Origin of the sequence: Labilibaculum manganireducens (assembly GCF_963665805.2) — a bacterium.
Taxonomy (GTDB): domain Bacteria; phylum Bacteroidota; class Bacteroidia; order Bacteroidales; family Marinifilaceae; genus Labilibaculum; species Labilibaculum manganireducens.
Genome location: NZ_CAXXEE010000003.1, coordinates 4,036,297 through 4,056,390, shown reverse-complemented (window position 1 = coordinate 4,056,390; position 20,094 = coordinate 4,036,297). Strand labels below are relative to the sequence as shown.

4 protein-coding genes are annotated in these 20,094 nt (G+C 38.0%); all 4 read left to right on the top strand.

Features of this window, described 5'->3' with window-relative positions; translation table 11 throughout:
- The first annotated feature begins 125 nt into the window (after positions 1-125).
- The 4 genes from ACHZAX_RS15605 (at position 126) to ACHZAX_RS15590 (ending at position 20,041) form a co-directional block, all read left to right on the top strand.
- A complete protein-coding gene (locus tag ACHZAX_RS15605; RefSeq protein ID WP_320019777.1) occupies positions 126-5,207 on the top strand; it encodes a hypothetical protein in 5,082 nt (1,693 codons plus the stop codon).
- 667 nt (positions 5,208-5,874) lie between these two features.
- A complete protein-coding gene (locus ACHZAX_RS15600) occupies positions 5,875-9,408 on the top strand; it encodes a tail fiber domain-containing protein (RefSeq protein WP_320019776.1) in 3,534 nt (1,177 codons plus the stop codon).
- 349 nt (positions 9,409-9,757) lie between these two features.
- Positions 9,758-10,264, top strand: coding sequence for a hypothetical protein (locus ACHZAX_RS15595; protein WP_320019775.1), 507 nt, complete (start codon positions 9,758-9,760; stop codon positions 10,262-10,264).
- 315 nt (positions 10,265-10,579) lie between these two features.
- Positions 10,580-20,041 (top strand): Tc toxin subunit A-related protein, encoded by a 9,462-nt coding sequence (locus tag ACHZAX_RS15590; protein ID WP_320019774.1) that lies wholly within the window; start codon positions 10,580-10,582, stop codon positions 20,039-20,041.
- The last annotated feature ends 53 nt before the right edge of the window (positions 20,042-20,094 follow it).

The following is a 20,094-nucleotide window of genomic DNA, read 5'->3' as shown; positions in this document are numbered from 1 at the left end:
GCAAATTCGCAGGTAGTGGCAGTAAGTCGTATTGATTTTTTGAGGCAAAGTAAGATCCGGATATTCAAAAGTCTGCAGATAGGGGATTAATAAAAAAATGCAGAACGTATTAAAAGATATTAATTATGGATAGTATAAAATATAAAACAGACAATGCCATTTTAGCATTACTTCTTGAACAACAGGAAATAGAAGAGGTAAAGCAAGAGGTTGGCCTTGTTTCGAATGGAGATGGGTATGAGACTCATTCCGGAAAGTTCTTTACGACTGACGATATAATCACCTTGCGCGACAAAGCGGCAATAGGGCTGGGTTCCACTAAGTTTACGGGGATAGTTGCCAAAAAGTATGATGGTTTAAATGATGGACAACTGGTTTTTGATGCCGATGGATATGCACGGGTAGGTGATGAGGGCAGTTTGCAAATGATAGCCACACGTGAAGATGCTCCTTTAATTAATGGTATAGCTTACTATGATAATAGCACAAGAAAGTTTAAAACCAAAACCGAATCATCATTGTCAGTTGGAAATGCAGACAATGCCAATAAGCTCGGGGATGTAGCTGCTGCTAATTATGCACGCACAGATATAGATGAAACTTTTACCAAAGAAGTAACTATACAGGAGAACCTGAATGTCAAAAAATCTATAAATCTGTATAATAATACAGGTGACAGCTATGGATTTTTAAATAATGATGATGGTAAATTGCTTTGGCAGGATGAGGATGTTTACACAGCTTTAAATTCAAATAAATCAGATGTGGACTGGACTGCCGATAATGGTGTTTTCTGCGGTAATGTAAGTATAGGCACTAATACTCCTTCAGGACTTTTACATATTGAAGGTGATAATAATGCCAGATTGGTTGCAGAAAAGCATTACGCGGAAGCGGCAATGGGTAGTGGGCATGATGCCATAAGATTAAATTTTTTAGGAGATGTTGCAATGGGGTCTGATCCGTTAGGTTGTGTTGGATATATTCAACACGACAAATTCGGAATAACCTCAAATAGGAATATTAGGTTGTCAGCCACTGGGGATGGTAGTCGAGACGATATTTTTATTAATTATATGTCGGGCGTGGTTAGTTTGGGATGTTTGGGAGTTAAACGCCTGGAAACTACCAGTGATGGAGTTAAAACTACAGGAAATCATACTGTAACAAGTACTACAATTTCACCCATTTATCAGGTATTTGATGCTAATACCAAGTTAACACAAGGGGAGAGTGGTTCACTTATGATAACTACACCTACAGGTGAAGGTACTTTGGGTTCACAAGATGTTGGTTATTTCCATATACAAACAGACAGACCTAATTTCCATTTTAACAAAGGGATTCACGCAGTTGATAGATTTGCTGTGTATGGTACTAATACCTATCTGTCAAACAGCATACTTAAACTTAACTCAAACGACTGGATTAAGCATACAGATGGAGTAAATGAAGGTTGGGAAATTGTAACCGATGGAGCTAAGGATATTGAGATTCTTAGAAATATAGGGATTATCAATCACAGAGACACAGTATGTAAGGGTGTGATTGGAACAGCACCTTACATCTCTGGTTTAGGAGGCAAAGGTACCTGGAGAATCTCTCAAGATGCGAATGCTGAGTTTGACAATTTAGATATCAGAGAAGGTTTAACCTGTAATACTTTCACCAATAATAAAATTAATATCTCAAATGGTGATTTGATTGTATCAGACACAGATACTATTGAGTACGTAGATGGAAACATTCTCTACTTTTCAAAAGAGCAGCCATTTAGAGTAGGCGATATTTTAAGATGTCAGGGCTCAATCTCTCCAGGTAACATTAAATCATATTACATCACAGTAGCAAGTGAAGGCACATCTGAAACCCGTGCAGATGAAGAAGGTGTATTAATGAAGTTTATCACTTTTACAGATAAAACAGGCTCAGGTACAATAGAAACAGATGATATTCTCTTACGTTGGAACAGTTCAGATACTGATAGAAAAGGACTTTTATATATGTCTTCTAGTTCTACCTACTCTCCTTTTTATGATGTAATTTATGATGGTCAGACTAAAGCCAGGTTTGGAAGATTGGATGGTATCACAACTTCAACAGGTAAAGCTCTATCAGGTTATGGCTCTTGGGCACAAAATGGATTTTTTGAAGGATGGCTGAATGCTGAAGAGGGTTTAATAGCTAACTGTACAATTAATTCTAACTCTGTTTCTACTTCAGGTTGGACTTTAAATAGTGATGGTTCCGGCGAATTAGCAACAGGTAATATAAAATGGGACAAGTACGGTAGCGTAACATTTGCAAATGATGTCTCTCTGGACTGGTCGCAAGTCAGTAATACAGATAATATAGCTTCAAAATCATATGTTGCTGAAGAAGCCAGATTAGCACGACTTACAGCAGAAGCTAATGCTGCTGTTGATGCACAAACCAAAGCCACAACAGCACTGAATGCAGCAAAGCTGGATGCAACAACTAAAGCTAATAAAGCAGAAGTTGATGCCGTTGCTGCAGCTAACGCTAAGGCAGAGGCAGAGACAGTTAAATCCAAGGCATATGCTGATGGTATTGTGACTGAGGCAGAACAGCGAGCGATTGATGATGCTACAACTAAAGCTAATAATGCCGAGGCAGCAGCTATTAGTTCAGCTCAATCTGATGCTACAGCCAAGGCTAATGCTGCCAAAGCTGCTGCAATATCAAGTGCTGCAGCAGATGCTGCAACAAAAGCAACAAATGCGAAGAATAGTGCTGTTAGTACTGCTGCTGCTGATGCAAAAGCAAAAGCTGATAAGGCATTGGCTGATGCTAAATTATATACCGGTGGATTGATTGGTAGCAAACTGACTAAGATTGGTGCAACAGGTATATATACAGGTACATTGAGTGCTGACCAGATTCTGGCAACTGGTATCAAAGTTGGCACAGGAGGTATTCAACTTGATTCATCTGCTGTTATCTCGTGGAATAATGTATCAAGTAAACCTTTGTTAGAAACTCCAGGCGGAGCACAAGCAAAAGCTGATGCTGCTTTGAATAGTGCTAAATCGGATGCTGCTACTAAAGCGACTGCTGCTCAAACTGCGGCTACTAATGTAGCTAATGCTGCTCAATCTACAGCAAACACAGCTAAAGCTAATGCTGCTACAGCACAATCTACAGCCAATTCAGGTGTATCAAAAGCAAATACCGCTCAGAGTACGGCAAATACCGCTAATTCAACAGCAAATATTGCTAAAACGAATGCGGCGACAGCTCAGGTTACTGCCAATACAGGTGTTGCAAATGCCGCTACAGCCTTATCAGAAGCTAAAGCTGCTAGAAGAAATCTAATAGCTTATCCATATTCTGGCAGGGGTTGGGGAACAGGTGGAACTGTTTCACCGTACATATCACATTATTCTATAGATGCTAATAACGCTGTTGTAAATACCCCTGAATCATATGGTGTTACCGATACTAATTTTAAAGGTCGTTGGAATTTGATGACTAGAAATAATGGAAATTCATCTACTAGTAATTGGTCAGGTGGTTTTATATTGGGAACCAATGTAACATTTGATGTTAGAAATACTTACATGTTTACTATGTGGGTCTGGTGTAATGGAACAAACGGAACTACTTATTTTGGTTTCGATGGTGGTAGGGTTCAAAATCTATCAGGCTCAAATAATACTAATCCATATTTTACAGCAAGAAGTTCTAATACAATGAGAACGGAAGGATGGCAATTATGGGTAGGATATGTGAGAGGAAATGAAACACCTGATTCAGGAACAATAAATTGGGGAGGTAGATATGATAGATTTGGAAGAAAGTTAGAGGAATGCATTGATTTTAAATGGAGAGATGATTTAGGTTCCACAACAACAGCCTATGCTAGGATAGGATTATATACTTGTAGTTCAGGTTATCAACACATTCAAAATCCACAAATTTATTTAGTAGATGGTTCAGAACCGAGTGTCGCCGATTTAGTTAATATGGATGGTAGTAAATTGACTGTGATAACAGAAGATACTATTAAAACTACAAATGTAGAAGCTGTAAATCTAAAAGTAAAATCTGCCAATGTATCAGGTAAACTGACCGTAGCCACAATTGATGCTACAAAAATTGATACAGGATATTTAAATGCTGCCAGAATACAAGCAGGAACAATAACAGCGGATAAAATAGCGGTTGGTTCAATTGATGCTTCTAAAATTAATGTTAATAGTTTAAAAGCTTCATTAATTACGGCGGGTAATATAAATGGTCTTACTTGTACATTCAATAAAGGTAGTATAGGAGGTTGGAATATAAATTCAACAGCTATTTATTCAGGAACTTATCAAAGTTCGAATGCTTATACTACAAGTGGTCTTACAATACATAAAGATGGAGCAATTAGAGCTAAGAACTTTAGAATTGATACTAATGGTAATGCTTATTTCAAGGGAGATATTACGGGTGCCTCTGGTACTTTTAATGGTGCCATAACTGCAACTACCGGTACTATTGGTGGTTTCAAAATCGGAACGTCGTACTTGAAAACCTCAAATTGGGATACTAGTAATGTTGATGGTAGATTGAGAATTAATTCAACCACTGGTGAAATTGAAGTTCGTGGAGCAACAAATAGAGTATCCTACATAAGTCATAAAGGAATATTCGCCAATGATGCCGGTCGGGAATGTTGGTCGGCAACTACAGGTATGTCTATGTTAGCATCTGTTGTTGGACTAGGATTTGCTAATGTAGCAAAAGATCTGGTTTTAGGAACACACAGAAAATTTACTTGTGGCGTTTATGGTGCTGGTAATAATTCAGGTACTGCTCCATCATATGGAGGATATTTCACTGCTGGTGGTGCTTATTGCAGTAGATTAGTTGTTGGCACAAAGGATACATACATTGATTATGATGGTGTTGCAATTGATGTTAGTGATGTGACTTATCTGTCTATCTACCCAGAATCATTTTCTTCTGCAAATAATCAATTCTACCTATCGAACGCTGTTCATGGGCAGGTATTGTATATTTTTAATCGTGATGATGCTCATAGCATCTACCTTAAATCAGGAGTTCTTGCAGTTTCTGGTGAATATGAAATTCAAGGAGGTGTTGCGGTTACGATGATATATGACACTAATACCAAATATAATAATACAAAAGCCGGTGGACACTGGATAATTATTAGCAAGATTGATCAAAATTGGTAGTGAATTATGTCAATTGTAAAATTTAAAAATAGAACCAAATGAAAAACAAAAAATTGTCTGAATTAAAAGAAGTAATCAGTCACGTAAACAACAAAGGCAGTAACAAGTTCAAAATTGCCTAATTATTGAATGAAATGATTTAGGGGCTGTTGGAAAAGTATCGACAGCCCCTTGTATTGGGATACTATCAAATATTATATTCTCAAGAACATAAAATAAAAGGTCTTTTTCATCAGACATATTGAAATGCCTTCTCTTACTATTCTGATAAACAATCAGTAAGACATTATAAATTGTTGTTTTCAAAGTAAAGAATGTCAATATAAATCAAACTAATAACCTTTCGGCGTTGTTCTTTAATGTCTGATTTGCAGGGTGTTGTATTAGTGTTTAAGTTTGTTTCAGAATTCAAACAAGAGACTCTGGTTGAGTTGAATATTAAAAACCCAAAAAATTATTTCTCATGAGTTTATAAGTAATACTAAAGCAGTAGGGAAAACTGCACTAAAACGATACCACTTCCGACTAAACATTAAGACAATGCAAATTCGCAGGTAGTGGCAGTAAGTCGTATTGATTTTTTGAGGCAAAGTAAGATCCGGATATTCAAAAGTCTGCAGATAGGGGATTAATAAAAAAATGCAGAACGTATTAAAAGATATTAATTATGGATAGTATAAAATATAAAACAGACAATGCCATTTTAGCATTACTTCTTGAACAACAGGAAATAGAAGAGGTAAAGCAAGAGGTTGGCCTTGTTTCGAATGGAGATGGGTATGAGACTCATTCCGGAAAGTTCTTTACGACTGACGATATAATCACCTTGCGCGACAAAGCGGCAATAGGGCTGGGTTCCACTAAGTTTACGGGGATAGTTGCCAAAAAGTATGATGGTTTAAATGATGGACAACTGGTTTTTGATGCCGATGGATATGCACGGGTAGGTGATGAGGGCAGTTTGCAAATGATAGCCACACGTGAAGATGCTCCTTTAATTAATGGTATAGCTTACTATGATAATAGCACAAGAAAGTTTAAAACCAAAACCGAATCATCATTGTCAGTTGGAAATGCAGACAATGCCAATAAGCTCGGGGATGTAGCTGCTGCTAATTATGCACGCACAGATATAGATGAAACTTTTACCAAAGAAGTAACTATACAGGAGAACCTGAATGTCAAAAAATCTATAAATCTGTATAATAATACAGGTGACAGCTATGGATTTTTAAATAATGATGATGGTAAATTGCTTTGGCAGGATGAGGATGTTTACACAGCTTTAAATTCAAATAAATCAGATGTGGACTGGACTGCCGATAATGGTGTTTTCTACGGAAATGTAAGTATAGGTACTAATACTTATCTATCAAACGGCATACTTAAACTTAATTCAGATGATTGGATTAAGCATACAGATGGAGTAAATGAAGGTTGGGAAATTGTAACCGATGGAGCTAAGGATATTGAGATTCTTAGAAATATAGGGATTATCAATCACAGAGACACAGTATGTAAGGGTGTGATTGGAACAGCACCTTACATCTCTGGTTTAGGAGGCAAAGGTACCTGGAGAATCTCTCAAGATGCGAACGCTGAGTTTGACAATTTAGATATCAGAGAAGGTTTAACCTGTAATACTTTCACCAATAATAAAATTAATATCTCAAATGGTGATTTAATTGTATCAGACACAGATACTATTGAGTACGTAGATGGAAACATTCTCTACTTTTCAAAAGAGCAGCCATTTAGAGTAGGTGATATTTTAAGATGTCAGGGCTCAATCTCTCCAGGTAACATTAAATCATATTACATCACAGTAGCAAGTGAAGGCACATCTGAAACCCGTACAGATGAAGAAGGTGTATTAATGAAGTTTATCACTTTTACAGATAAAACAGGCTCAGGTACAATAGAAACAGATGATATTCTCTTACGTTGGAACAGTTCAGATACTGATAGAAAAGGACTTTTATATATGTCTTCTAGTTCTACCTACTCTCCTTTTTATGATGTAATTTATGATGGTCAGACTAAAGCCAGGTTTGGAAGATTGGATGGTATCACAACTTCAACAGGTAAAGCTCTATCAGGTTATGGTTCTTGGGCACAAAATGGATTTTTTGAAGGATGGCTGAATGCTGAAGATGGCTTGATTGGTGGGATATCATTAAGTGACTCTAGGTTATCAACTCCTGCATACTTTTTAGATAAGGATGGCACAGCCTCATTTGCAAATGGAGCGGCTGTATTTAATGCTAATGGAAGCGTAGTATTTAGTAGTAATGTTACACTTACTTGGGATAGTCTTAGTGCAGATGCTAAAGTAAATCTTAAGGGTGAATCTGGAGCTGATGGTACTAACGGAACTAACGGAGTAACAACATATACTTGGATAAAGTACGCTGATACTTCAGTAGGTGGTGGTCTCTCAAACGATCCAACAGGTAAAACCTATATAGGATTCGCATATAACAAAACTACAGCTACGGAATCAAATACAACAACTGATTATACTTGGTCTTTAATTAAAGGTATAGACGGCCAGAATGGTACTGATGGTATAGCTGGAGCAAACGGCTCTAATGGTCAAACCTATTGGACTTGGATAAAATATTCAAATTCTTCTGATGGGACATCTCTTTACGATACGCCGAACTCATCTACGTTATACATAGGTATAGCTGTTAATCAAACCTCAGCAAGTGAAAGTACAGATAAGACTAAGTACGTATGGTCTAGATTCAAAGGAGAAACAGGAGACCAAGGACTGCAAGGAGTAAAGGGAGATAAGGGTGCAGATGGAGTTCAGAGGTACACTTGGATAAAATATGCTGACAGCTCAACAGGCTCCGGTATATCTAACACTCCTACTGGAAAAACCTACATAGGATTCGCATATAACAAAACTACAGCTACAGAATCAAATACAACAACTGATTATACTTGGTCTTTAATGAAGGGTGCTGATGGTACTAACGGTACTAATGGAGTTAAAGGCGATCAAGGGGTACGAGGTTCAGACGGAGCTGACGGAACACCTAGATATACTTGGATTAAGTACTCTAATTATTCAGATGGTACAAGTTTGTATGATACTCCTACTGCGAGTACACTATACATAGGTATAGCTACTAATAAAACATCTATAACTGAAAGTGCAACTAAAACTGACTACAAGTGGTCACTATTTAGAGGTTCTAATGGAACTAATGGAATTAATGGGACTAATGGAGCAAAAGGTGATAAGGGAGACAAGGGTAATGATGGTGTAACTCCATACATTCAAAATGGTTACTGGTATCTTAACGGTTCATCAACTGGAGTTAAAGCTATTGGTATTAATGGTACAAACGGAGCAACAGGAGCACAAGGTATTCAAGGAGTAAAAGGTAATGCTGGGCCACAAGGAGCAACAGGAGCACAAGGTCCGAAAGGGGATTCTCCTACATCCACTGAGATTAAGAACACAATTATTACAAACGCGGCTGTAATTACTCCTACTATCATATCTAATATGGTTGGTACTAATAGATTAACAGCAAGTAATATTATATTTGATAATGCTGTAGGTAACAATGTATCATTAACTGGTACAATTAACGCTACGGCTGGACGATTTGGTGGTATGTATGTGGCTGGTAACGGATTTAGATTAACAGGAGGTGCTAATAAAGGGTTCTACTTTACAGGCTCTGAGGTAGTTGATTTTGGTATGTATGCTGGTGACTCAGACGGAGATCCACACCTACTATACAGAGTGGTAGAGCAGGCTCCATCTAGTTACAACTCAGTAAACGTTGCTTTTGAAAATTACTGTAAAGTTGTTTATAATGCTGGGAATTTAGTTGTAGGTGGTACGTTTTCAAACCCATCTGATAGAACACTAAAGGAAAACATTGTAAGCTCTAGTTCAATCAGGAAGCTAACACAATTAAATCCTGTAGACTTTACATTTAAGCCTAGAAAGTTTGCACCAGAAGGAATACAGCACGGTTTTATAGCACAGGAATTACAGACAGTATACCCTGAGTTGGTAAATGTTAACAGTGATGGTACACTAATGGTTAATTATATAGGTATGATAAGTGAAAATACAGCAGGTATTATTAGCAATCACCAAAGTATTGAGGAGCTAAAAAGTACAATAGAGGCTTTGAAAATTGAGGTAGCAGAATTAACTGCTAATAAGTAGCACCTACATTAATACAAACACTATAACAAGTAAAACAAGCAGTAGGCTAGAGATACCATATACTTCTAGCTTGCTGTTCTCATCCAGATTAGGGTAGAAAAGCTTTAGTAGGTCTATCTGGTGTTTCATACCTAAATGTAGTAAAACATTCAACTATACTAAAATAGACAACATAAGGGTGGGTATGATGCTCCTTTTGCATTATACTTATTCAAATGATGCACGATAGAAACTAAGAGACTAAATATAAAACAGTAAGAATATTGCAAGAAGTATCTAAGTATAAATACTGCGAAATCAATAATAATATGAGACACATTTTAAAACACACTAAAATAATTTTATAGAAATGAAAAACAAAAATTTGTACGAACTAAAAGAGGCTATCAAACGCGTAAACAACAAGGGTAACAACAAGTTCAAGCTTGCCTTATTGTTGAATGAAAAGATGATTGATGAGCGTATTGAGTCAATCGATAAATTACGTGAGCAATCGGATGAATTTAAAACGTTTGAACAGAAACGACACGAGTTGATTACTGCCCATGCAGAATTGGATGAGAACGGACAGGTTATCGTTTATTCACAACCAGAAGGCAATGGTGGAAAATCAAAGGATGGTTATGGTTATCCGAATATTGTGAAAGAAAAAAAGAAGTATGAAAAAGAATTGATCACATTACAGGAAGAATACAAAGACGTTATTGAGGCCGAGGTAAAAAAGCAATCTGACTTTGTTGAAACGCTTAACCAAGCTTTAGAGCCTGCAATTGAGTTCAGTTCAATTCCTTTTAACAGTGTGCCGGAAATTGAATATGAAGAAATGAAGGTGTTAATGCCTTTTATAGAAAAGTAAAAAAATGATTAGATGTGTTACCAGCTAATTAAATAACACATCAATACTATCCCTTATCTGTAGACAAGAATATCCGGATCTAATTTTGATTGACTATATCCTGTTTCCCCAATAGAAAAGTTAATCGACAGTCAAGGGATTTAGTTCGAATAAACAATTTAGATTACCCTGGTTTTCAGTTAAATAGATTGAGAATAGGCGGACTGGCAATAATGTGTGCTATTGGTCTGCCCTGGGTATTCTATGTAATAAATTTAAACGTTTAATGCTGCAGATATATAATGTAGAAGCAGTATTAATTAAACAACTATTAATATGAGTGAAGCATATAAATATTATTTAGAAGATGACATAGCCCCTGGTGGTGAGTCAATTTACAAATCACCAACGAAAGGATTTCGTTTTAGTTCCTACATGATTACAGGTCGTGTTTTCGATCAGGCAACAACGGGACTTGGTGGTGGACTGTATGTGTGTGCATATCAACACAACACAGAAAAACTGATATTTAAAAAGAAAGTACGCTGTAAGGCTGATGGAAGTTATAGTATTAAGTTTTGGGAGAATGAAGTGATAACCTTCGATTACAGTAATCCTCTTGAGCTCTTTGTATATCAAGGGAATACACAGTTAGGTTTGGTCAACGATGGTCAGATTGTTATATCAGCAACTCAACCGCTCTACTTAAAAGATCTGTTTATTGCATCAAGATCATCTGTTAAAGGCATTGTGAAACGCAAAAACTTTGTAAATGCAGCAGGTTGTTTGGTTGAACTATACACGGATAAAAACAATGACCAGGGAAGTTCAGAATTGATTGATGGTGCAACTGCTTTCACCAACATAAACGGAGAATATAAAATACCTTATTATGGTAGTGAAACAAATTCATTGCGATTAAAATTTTATAACAATGAAGACATTGCTTCAAGCGATAGTGTACCTGGTATTACAGGAGATGCTCCGGTTGAAGTTGCGGATGAAGTTGAACCGTTGGTAGTTGAAGCTCCTATTGTTGGAGAACTGGTTGAGGATTCAAACAGTGGTAAAATTTATGAAGTTATTGCTGTAGATGTCGCAAATATAACCAAGAGGCCTGTTTATTGGAACGATGAAACCAGCTTGGGAGAGAAATCCTTATGGAAATACATTTGGGATGGAGACAGCAATAAAAATTATCAGGTTCTCGATCGAAAAGTTACTTATAACTCAGATGGTAAATCAAGAGTATGTTTAACACGTGTTCCAGATGCATCATTTGCCCCTGCGAAGCAGACCATTCATAATAAAGTAACAGAAACTTACAATTCTTACTGGTCTCCGCAATTGGTTACGGCCGAGCAGGAAGAAGAATTGAGTTATCAATTTGGTAAGAATACTCTGGATGACTATACCCGAATTATAAATCGTGAGGAGGAGTTTATTTCAGCAAAAAATTCTGCTGACAGCACCATTCCTGTGCGTAGTATGCTTAAAGGTTATAGTGCTGAAAATACGCCATATGTTGCATCATTAATTGGTACTACAGAGGAAGATGTACAGGATTTGAGTCAGGCGCGTGATTTTAACAGCCTGATGAAATTGGAGCATGAAGATATTCTATTTGGATTGGTTAAAAAAGATGTAAAACTGGATATTGCTGTTTTCTTTAGCATGTCGGAGACCACTTTACAATCAAAAATTCAAGAAGCGATTAATGACGGTATTATTCCTTCCCAGGATATTCTTATAGTATTGAATATTATTAAAACCAGACTGTTAGAGGTGGTATCGGAGGAGTTTACTGATGTTTTTCAAGGTATTGCTAGTACCGCTGTTCAGGCGGTTATGAGCAACCCAACAAAAAGATCTGATTTTGTTAAAATGATGGCTCAATTCTCTTATGAAAACACCGATTTAGTAAAAGAATTAGATGGAGATTTCTGGTTAGCATTGAATTTTGAGGCCACAGAAGAAGAGCAATTGAGGAGTGCTATCCAATACAGTGAAGTGTGTAATGGTAACGAACAATTTATCAATCGCTTTGTTGTATCAGGAACTTTGCGACCATTCAGTCAGTTATTAAACATGACTAAGTCCGATATACTTGGCAAAATTGCAGCGGATGAATCCAATATTTTAGCGTCTGAGGATATGCCGGAAGGTATCAGTACTGCCGAAGCATATGCAGATTATATCTACAATCAGATTGAAGATAAATTTGCAACGGAGTCACTTCTTTTTGACCTGGCAAACGCAGGAATAAGCTTTACGATTGAAGGGGATACTGATCTGACTACTAAGTTTAATGCGTTAAGAGTCAAATTGATTGATGCAAGCATGAGCAGTAGTACCCATTTTTATGGTATTGCTGATGCAGCAGGCTTTACCTTTAATATTGAACAAGGACCAGCACGCGATTTTCTTGAAACCAGTGAGATCGATACTGCATTAAGTTCTTTTTACAGTGGCTTAAGTCCATATACCAAGAAGGACTGGATCAACTTTATGACCATCATTCAGCGCGTTTACAGTATTACCTCAGAGGGTAAGTTTGAAACGATTAAGGCATTAATTGAGAAGGCTTATTTTTCTGCTTACGATATTGTGAAAGCCGGCCGAAGTAATTTCATCAACAAGATGAATGGTAAATTGGCCGAGGACAAATGCATTCAAATTTATAAAGCTGCCGAGTACAAAGTAAATAAAGCTCTTGCCATTCTGAACAAGTATTCCGGCAATTCGAATTCCGGAATGCCAATAGTTATTAATGATAAAAAGTTTGAGTCCGGTAACGAAAAGAAAATTCAGTTACTGAGCTTGCCTGAGATGTCAATGCTCTTTGGCGATCAGGATGTAACAGATACCAAACATGGAGAATCTGTTTTGGGGGCGGCCGCTTATCTGGTAGATGTATTAAATGTACTGAAGCAATTTAAGGTAAGTGATGCTGCCGGCAAAGAAAGCTTGTATGATAAATTGGTTGAACGTCGTCCGGACATTGCGCAGATACCTTTGAATTGTACCAATGCAGTAACTCCCTTGCCATATATTGATTTGGTGATGGAAATACTTGAAAGTGCTATTTATTACAATGAAAATGGTCGTTATGATATTAGCAATTGGGATACCACAAAAACAGAGGAACAATTAAAAACAGATCCTGAGTATACGCAGTATGCTGTATATGATAAAATCAAAAAAAATACGATAAGTTCTTGGTTGTCCAAACCATTTGACTTGTTTAGTGAAGAATTGAAGTTGTATGGGAAGTCCTTGGGCATAAACCGAACTAAACTTGCAGAGCCATATAGTAAGGTAGTCAATGCAGCCAACCCGTATTTTGATGTTTTGGGCTTGACAAAGGAAGAACAAGTACTTTTTCCAGAAGATTCCCTTGCAACAGCTCCTGCTCTTAATTTTGTTTTTGAATCTGTTTTTGGAGTGAATCCTAGTCCTGTACCTACTAAGTTGCCGGTTAAAGATTTTCTTGAGAAATCAATTATGAACCTTGATGAATTCAATGCTTTTATTGGGTCTTATTATGTGAACCCTTGTGTTACAGATGGAGCGGATTATCAAAGATTTACAATTCACTACGATGGAAAACAGGAGTTAAGTACAGCTTATCTTGATTTTGGTACAGAAACAAGATTGAAAGCCTTTATGATGCGTATGTTCCAGTTCCGCCGTTTAATGATGGTTACGGAATGGTCGGCACCAGTATTGGATGCGCTTATATTATCAGATACAGATTATAAATCTTATTATAATACTACAAACAGTACTAATAATTTGATTACTTCTGATGCAGTTAAGCGTATCGGCCATGCCAAAATGAATCAGGAATTTCTTGACTTAACCGACGATCAGGCAGCTGGTGTGTTTGGTAAAGCTTCCGTATTGGAATATGAAGGAATCACATCAATTATCAATCGTTTCTTTGTTGACAATGATCAGGCTGAAGAGCATAAGGCGACATTTAAAAATTGGTTAACCATTGGAGATGAAAACGGAGCTGTTGTTGATGCACTGGCTTATGCATTAGAAGGTGAACCTCATGTATTTATGGAGTACCTGCAAGAAGCAATGAAACTGAATGCAGATGAACTGTTGGCCTTGTCATTCTTGTTGGATCGGGATGAAAACGATGTACCAATATTAACAGCCGCGGGTATCCAGAATATGGTAACTGCCTGGCAATTAGCCGAGGCGTACGGATTGGATATTGATGAGTTGATGAATTATTGCCGGTTAATCCAATTTGATGCCTCAACGTCTTTAGTTGATAGCGTAGATACATTGACGAATGCTCAAAAGATTGTAATTGCGAATCAAGCCAATGCAGCAGAATTATTGTTTTTATTATATCATCAGGGAACTGATGAGGTGTTTGAGGAATTTGATGATAAAGCACTTAAAATTGTCAATAATATCATCGACAAGAAAGGTGAATTTGAGCCAAAAGTTGAGGAAGAAGAAACAATGACTCAAGAACAAAAGGATGCCTGGGCAATTGCCTTAAAGCCTGTGATTGAGGAACAGTTGAAAATCACTACAAGTTTGGACTCAAGCTTTGTTACAAAAGTAATCGACCTGAAATCTATAAATGGGAAGGAAGCAGCAACATATTTAACCGACCCGGGCAGTGATACTCCGTCGGAGGTAAGGAATAACTTAACTTCAACTATTAAGCATTGCTTAAAAGGACTGGCTTTATGTGAGAAAATGGGTATTGAATTGGCTGACTTGGATCATATTAGCAACAGCCCTGTTGCGATCTTTGCCTTACCATTGAATGCAGCACAAGCTGTATCGTTTGATAGTTTCAGTAAATTTTCTGCTGTTTGTAAGGCCGGGCAATTTCTTATGGAAGGGAAAAACCGTTTTGAGTTTTATAAGCAGGTTGTTACAAAAGATAAGGCGAACCTCGTACTTACTGATTATATTGATTGGGTCTCAATTTTAACAGATTGGCAGCACAATGATGAATTGGAATCAAGCAAATATAACAGTAACCTTAACTGGTTCCTGCAGGCAGGAGAAATCAATCAGTTCTTAAGTCGATATGGTATTGCTTCTTCGGATGCTCTTCAATTGATTAAGTGGGATTGGGCTAATGCTGCAGAAGCAGAGGCAAGTGTAAAAAGCATTGCAGTCATTGCTCAAGACAAGGCCAATTCTGGAGTTTACAAGGCAGAAATGACTTTAGGCCGCGATAAGCTTAGAATGAAGCAACGCGATGCACTGGTACATTATTTATTTGAGAAAGACAGTGGGCAATTTAAGGATATCTATGATCTGTATTCATATTTTCTGATTGATACTCAGATGACTTCTGCTGTTTCCAGCAGCCGTATTTTACAGGCCACATTAACTGTGCAGTCATTTATTCAGCGCATTCAGTTAGGTCTCGAAACGGACATTGCATTCACCAAAAAAGATGTTCAAAAGTGGGAATGGATGAGCTTGTATCGTGTATGGGAAGCTAACCGTAAGATATTCCTGTATCCTGAAAATTGGCTCGAACCAGAGTTACGCGATAATAAAACTCCGTTTTTTAAGGATCTGGAGAAAGAGCTAACTGGTAAAGAAATTACCAAAGAAGCTGTGGATAGTTCTTATATGGATTATATTTCCAAATTTGAACAGGTTGCCAATATTGAGATTTGTCAGATGTATAACGAAGAGCATGATAGTGTTTCTGTTTTACATGTCATTGGTCGTTCACGCTTTGAACCACGCGAGTATTTCTACCGTAAGCTGGTTAACGAATCGTATTGGACACCATGGGAAAAGATGGGAATTGAGATCAACAGTGAGCACATTGCCCCTGCTATTATCAAAGACCGTTTGGTGGCATTCTGGCTTGATTGCAGCGATGTGGCCAAAGAACCATCTGATGCTGATCTGTCGGTAGATCCAAATACTACAACAACCATCAAACCTAAACGCGCTCAAAAACAGTTGCAGATGCAGGTGTGCTGGAGTGAACTGGTTGATAACAAGTGGACACGCAAACGCAGCTGTGAAGAAAAAGTAGTACTTGATGATTTAAGTACCAATGGAAAATTTGATTTCCGTTTGGTATACGAGGAAGGGGATACTAATTATCTGCACATCTTAAAAGCACCAAAAACATATCTTGGAGACAATACAGGGCATTCATTTTCTGTTGAATGTTTCAACCATGTTTACCTAACGAAACAAAGTAGTTTTAAGGGCAACGGGTATGTGATGCCACAAGATATGAGTACCTATGGACAAAAAGCTCAGATGAGCAATGCCAGGAATTGGTTATCATTACCGGTAGCAGCTACAAATGGAATCGCCTATGCCAATAATGTGGTGGAGAACATCAAGGGACGCACACGTTTGGTTTATCCGCATCAGTATAAAAATTTCATGTGTAATGCACCTTTTGTTGTCGAAACCAACATGCAATCGGTCGTTTTAATTCCGACAGTGAAAGCCAAGCGCAGTTCTGTATTGCTTAAGAAAGTAATTCGATACACCTATTCACAACCAAAGTTCAGGCCAATAAGAAGATATTACCGACCTGAATATTCATGTCGTTACATAAACGAGGACAGATACTACCGTGATGACAGATACTATAATGATTATAGGAGAGAGGAACGTCGTGAGTACAGGATACCGAATTTTTATACGCATGAGCATGAACGTCTGTGTGTGATTAAAGTAACACCAAGCCGTAAGGTGATCACTTTTGAGCCGGTGAATAAAGATCTGTTAATGCTTGAGGCTGTAACATTTAAGCCAGAGATGAATGCCGGTTTAGGTTATCATCCATATATGGAGACTTTACGTTCTAACCTGCAAAGGTATGGTATCGAAGGCATATTGGATCCATTAGGTATCGACGATGCGAATCATCAATTATTGCCGCAACAAGCCAATAAAGCTTATCTAAGAGATTTTGAATTGAATAGTGGTGTGGTGAAAAATGTACTTCCGGATTTAATAAACTCTGAAGACAATATGAAGTACATTCAAGAACAATTTGAATATGGTTTAAGTGGAGCCTACTCCTTGTACAACTGGGAGTTATTCTTTCATATTCCTTTCTTATTGGCTAACCGATTCTTAATCGAAGGTAATTTTGAAGAAGCCTTGAGGTGGATGCATTTTATTTTTGATCCACGCGAAACTGAGGGGGAAACTTCAGCCAAATACTGGAAGTTTAAGCCTTTTGCCGATTACAATTCCACTAAGGGTATCGACGATTTGTTGTTTGACTTGAATAGGAACGGTAATGATGATTCTGCAAATGTGGAGTTGAATAAACAAATTGAATTGTGGAGCAGCGATCCGTTTAAGCCGCATAATATTGCTCAGATGCGTCCGGGTGCTTATATGAAGGCGGTTGTTATGCGTTACCTTGATATTATTATTGCTCATGGCGATGATCTGTTCCGTATTGATACAACAGAATCCATTAACGAAGCCACGCAATATTATATGATTGCAGCTCAATTATTAGGACGTAAGCCTGAAGTGGTTGAAACAGAGATTTTAGTTCCTAAGACATATGCCGGAATGGAGACTGATGGTATGGGGAATGCGATTGAATACTTTGAAGAAGGAATTATTAAACCGGAAAATGCAGCCTGTTTTGAGAAGTATGTTGAGTCGAATGAGCTGGAAATCGCTTCCAAACCATTTAGCAAAGACAAGGATTTTAAAGGCATGCTTACCGATATATATGGTGCGCTTGAACATGAAGAAGACGTTGCCAAACTATACTTTGGGATTCCAAAGAATGATAAGATGCTGGCTTACTGGGATCGTGTAGGCAATCAATTGTTTAAGATACGAAACAGCCTGAACATTGATGGCATTAAACGCACCCTTGCCTTGTTTGCACCGCCTATTGATCCGGGATTGTTAATTCGTGCCCGCCTGGCAGGTATCAGCATTGGTGAAGTGATGAAACTGGCAGATGCCAATTCAACAGATTACCGTTTCCAGACTTTATTGCAGCGTGCCTTAGAGATTTGCAGCGAAGTAAAATCGCTTGGTTCGCAATTGTTATCTGCACTTGAGAAAGGAGATACGGAGAAAATTTCTGTGCTGCGCGCCAGCCACGAAAAAACCTTGACTGACTTGGTGACAGGAATTAAGGAAAAGAGTATCGAAGAAGCCGAAGCAGCCATTGAGCAGGTGAAGCTGCAGCAAGAGCATACCCAGTTTAGGGAAAGCTACTACCGCAAAAAGAAAAAGATTAGCGGTAAGGAGCAGCAACAGTTGAACTTTATGGATGCAGGTATGGCACTTCAAGTAGGTTCACAGGCTCTTCAATTGATGGCGGGAAGTACAAGTTTAATTCCAGACGTTCAGGCAGGTGCAAATGGTTTTGGAGGATCACCACTATTTACTGTTACCTATGGTGGAACTAAAGCTACAAGCGCACTTACAATTGCCTCATCTACTTTAAGTATGTTGGGTTCAATTTCCAGCCACAAAGGCTCTAAAGCAGGTCTTATTGCCGGCTACGAACGCCGCAAGGAAGACTGGACCTTTCAGGCTGATGCAGCCAAGCACGATTTAGAGCAATTGAAACAACAGGAAGTAGCTGCTGAGATTCGTAAGAATATTGCTGAGTTGGATCAGACAAACCATTTAAAACAGGTTGAGCAAACGCAGGAAAGCTATGATGTATTAAGCAGCAAGTTTACCAACGAGCAATTGTACTTGTGGATGGCTGGCGAGATTAATACACTTTATCGCTCTGCTTTTGATATGGCTTATAAAATGGCAAAACAGGCTGAAGGGGCTTACAATTATGAGCTTTGTCCTGCTAACCCAAGAATGCCATTGGCCGGCGATTTCTTCAGTGCGCAGAACAAGGGCTTATTGGCTGGAGAAAAATTGTATATGGAGTTGAAGAAGATGGAAGCAGATTATCTGGCAGATAACAAGCGAAAGTTTGAATTAACCAAGCATGTGTCATTGGCCTTACTTGATCCACAGAAAATTCTGGATTTACGAAGCGGTGGAACTTGTCAGATAACTATTCCTGAGGTATTATATGATCTGGATCACCCGGGACATTGTAATCGACGCATTAAGAGTGTATCGTTGACCATTCCGTGTGTTGCCGGAGCCTATACGTCAATTTCAGCTAACCTGACCTTATTAAATAGTTCAACAATAGTGTTAGAAAAGCCAGGGAATTTGCGTAAACTGGTTCCGTTAGCTAAAAAAGTAGAAAAAATGGCTGCCAGTTCTGCTGTTAACGACAGTGGTTTGTTTGAGTTGAATTTTAACGATGCACGTTATTTGCCGTTCGAAGGTGCAGGTGCCGCCAGTGAGTGGAGTTTAACACTGCCTAATACCATTCGTCAGTTTGACTACAACAGCATTAATGATGTAATTATGCACATTAACTATACGGCAGAGGATGCAGGTGATAGAGTTGTTATTGAGAATAAATTGGTTGACGATTTGATTGACTTATCAAAGGGTGAGAATTTAGCTTCGATGTTTAGTTTGAAAGCTCAATATCCTGAAGCATGGGCGAAAGCAGGAACTCAGGAAGTGATTATTGAGGTTAAAAAATCACAATTGCCATTCTATTTGCATGGGCAAAACATTGTGATCACTGGAGTTGATAGAATTATTCTTTCCGGCAAGGATCAGGATACCAAACAACTTTTTGTTGGTACCGATCCAATGGAAGCTATCAATACCATAACTATTCAACCGAATGATGCTGATGTTAGTAATGCTGATGACTTAATGATTGTATTGAAATACAAGATTAAAGCTTCGTAATTCAATATATAAAACTTGATTAAAAGCTTTCTCCTTTGGTGTGTTTACGGTTT

What these genes read in the sequence shown, in the direction of transcription:
- ACHZAX_RS15605 (WP_320019777.1), top strand. Translation starts at nt 126, where the DNA reads ATGGATAGTATAAAATATAAAACAGACAATGCCATTTTAGCATTACTT.
- ACHZAX_RS15590 (WP_320019774.1), top strand. Translation starts at nt 10,580, where the DNA reads ATGAGTGAAGCATATAAATATTATTTAGAAGATGACATAGCCCCTGGT.
- ACHZAX_RS15595 (WP_320019775.1), top strand. Translation starts at nt 9,758, where the DNA reads ATGAAAAACAAAAATTTGTACGAACTAAAAGAGGCTATCAAACGCGTA.
- ACHZAX_RS15600 (WP_320019776.1), top strand. Translation starts at nt 5,875, where the DNA reads ATGGATAGTATAAAATATAAAACAGACAATGCCATTTTAGCATTACTT.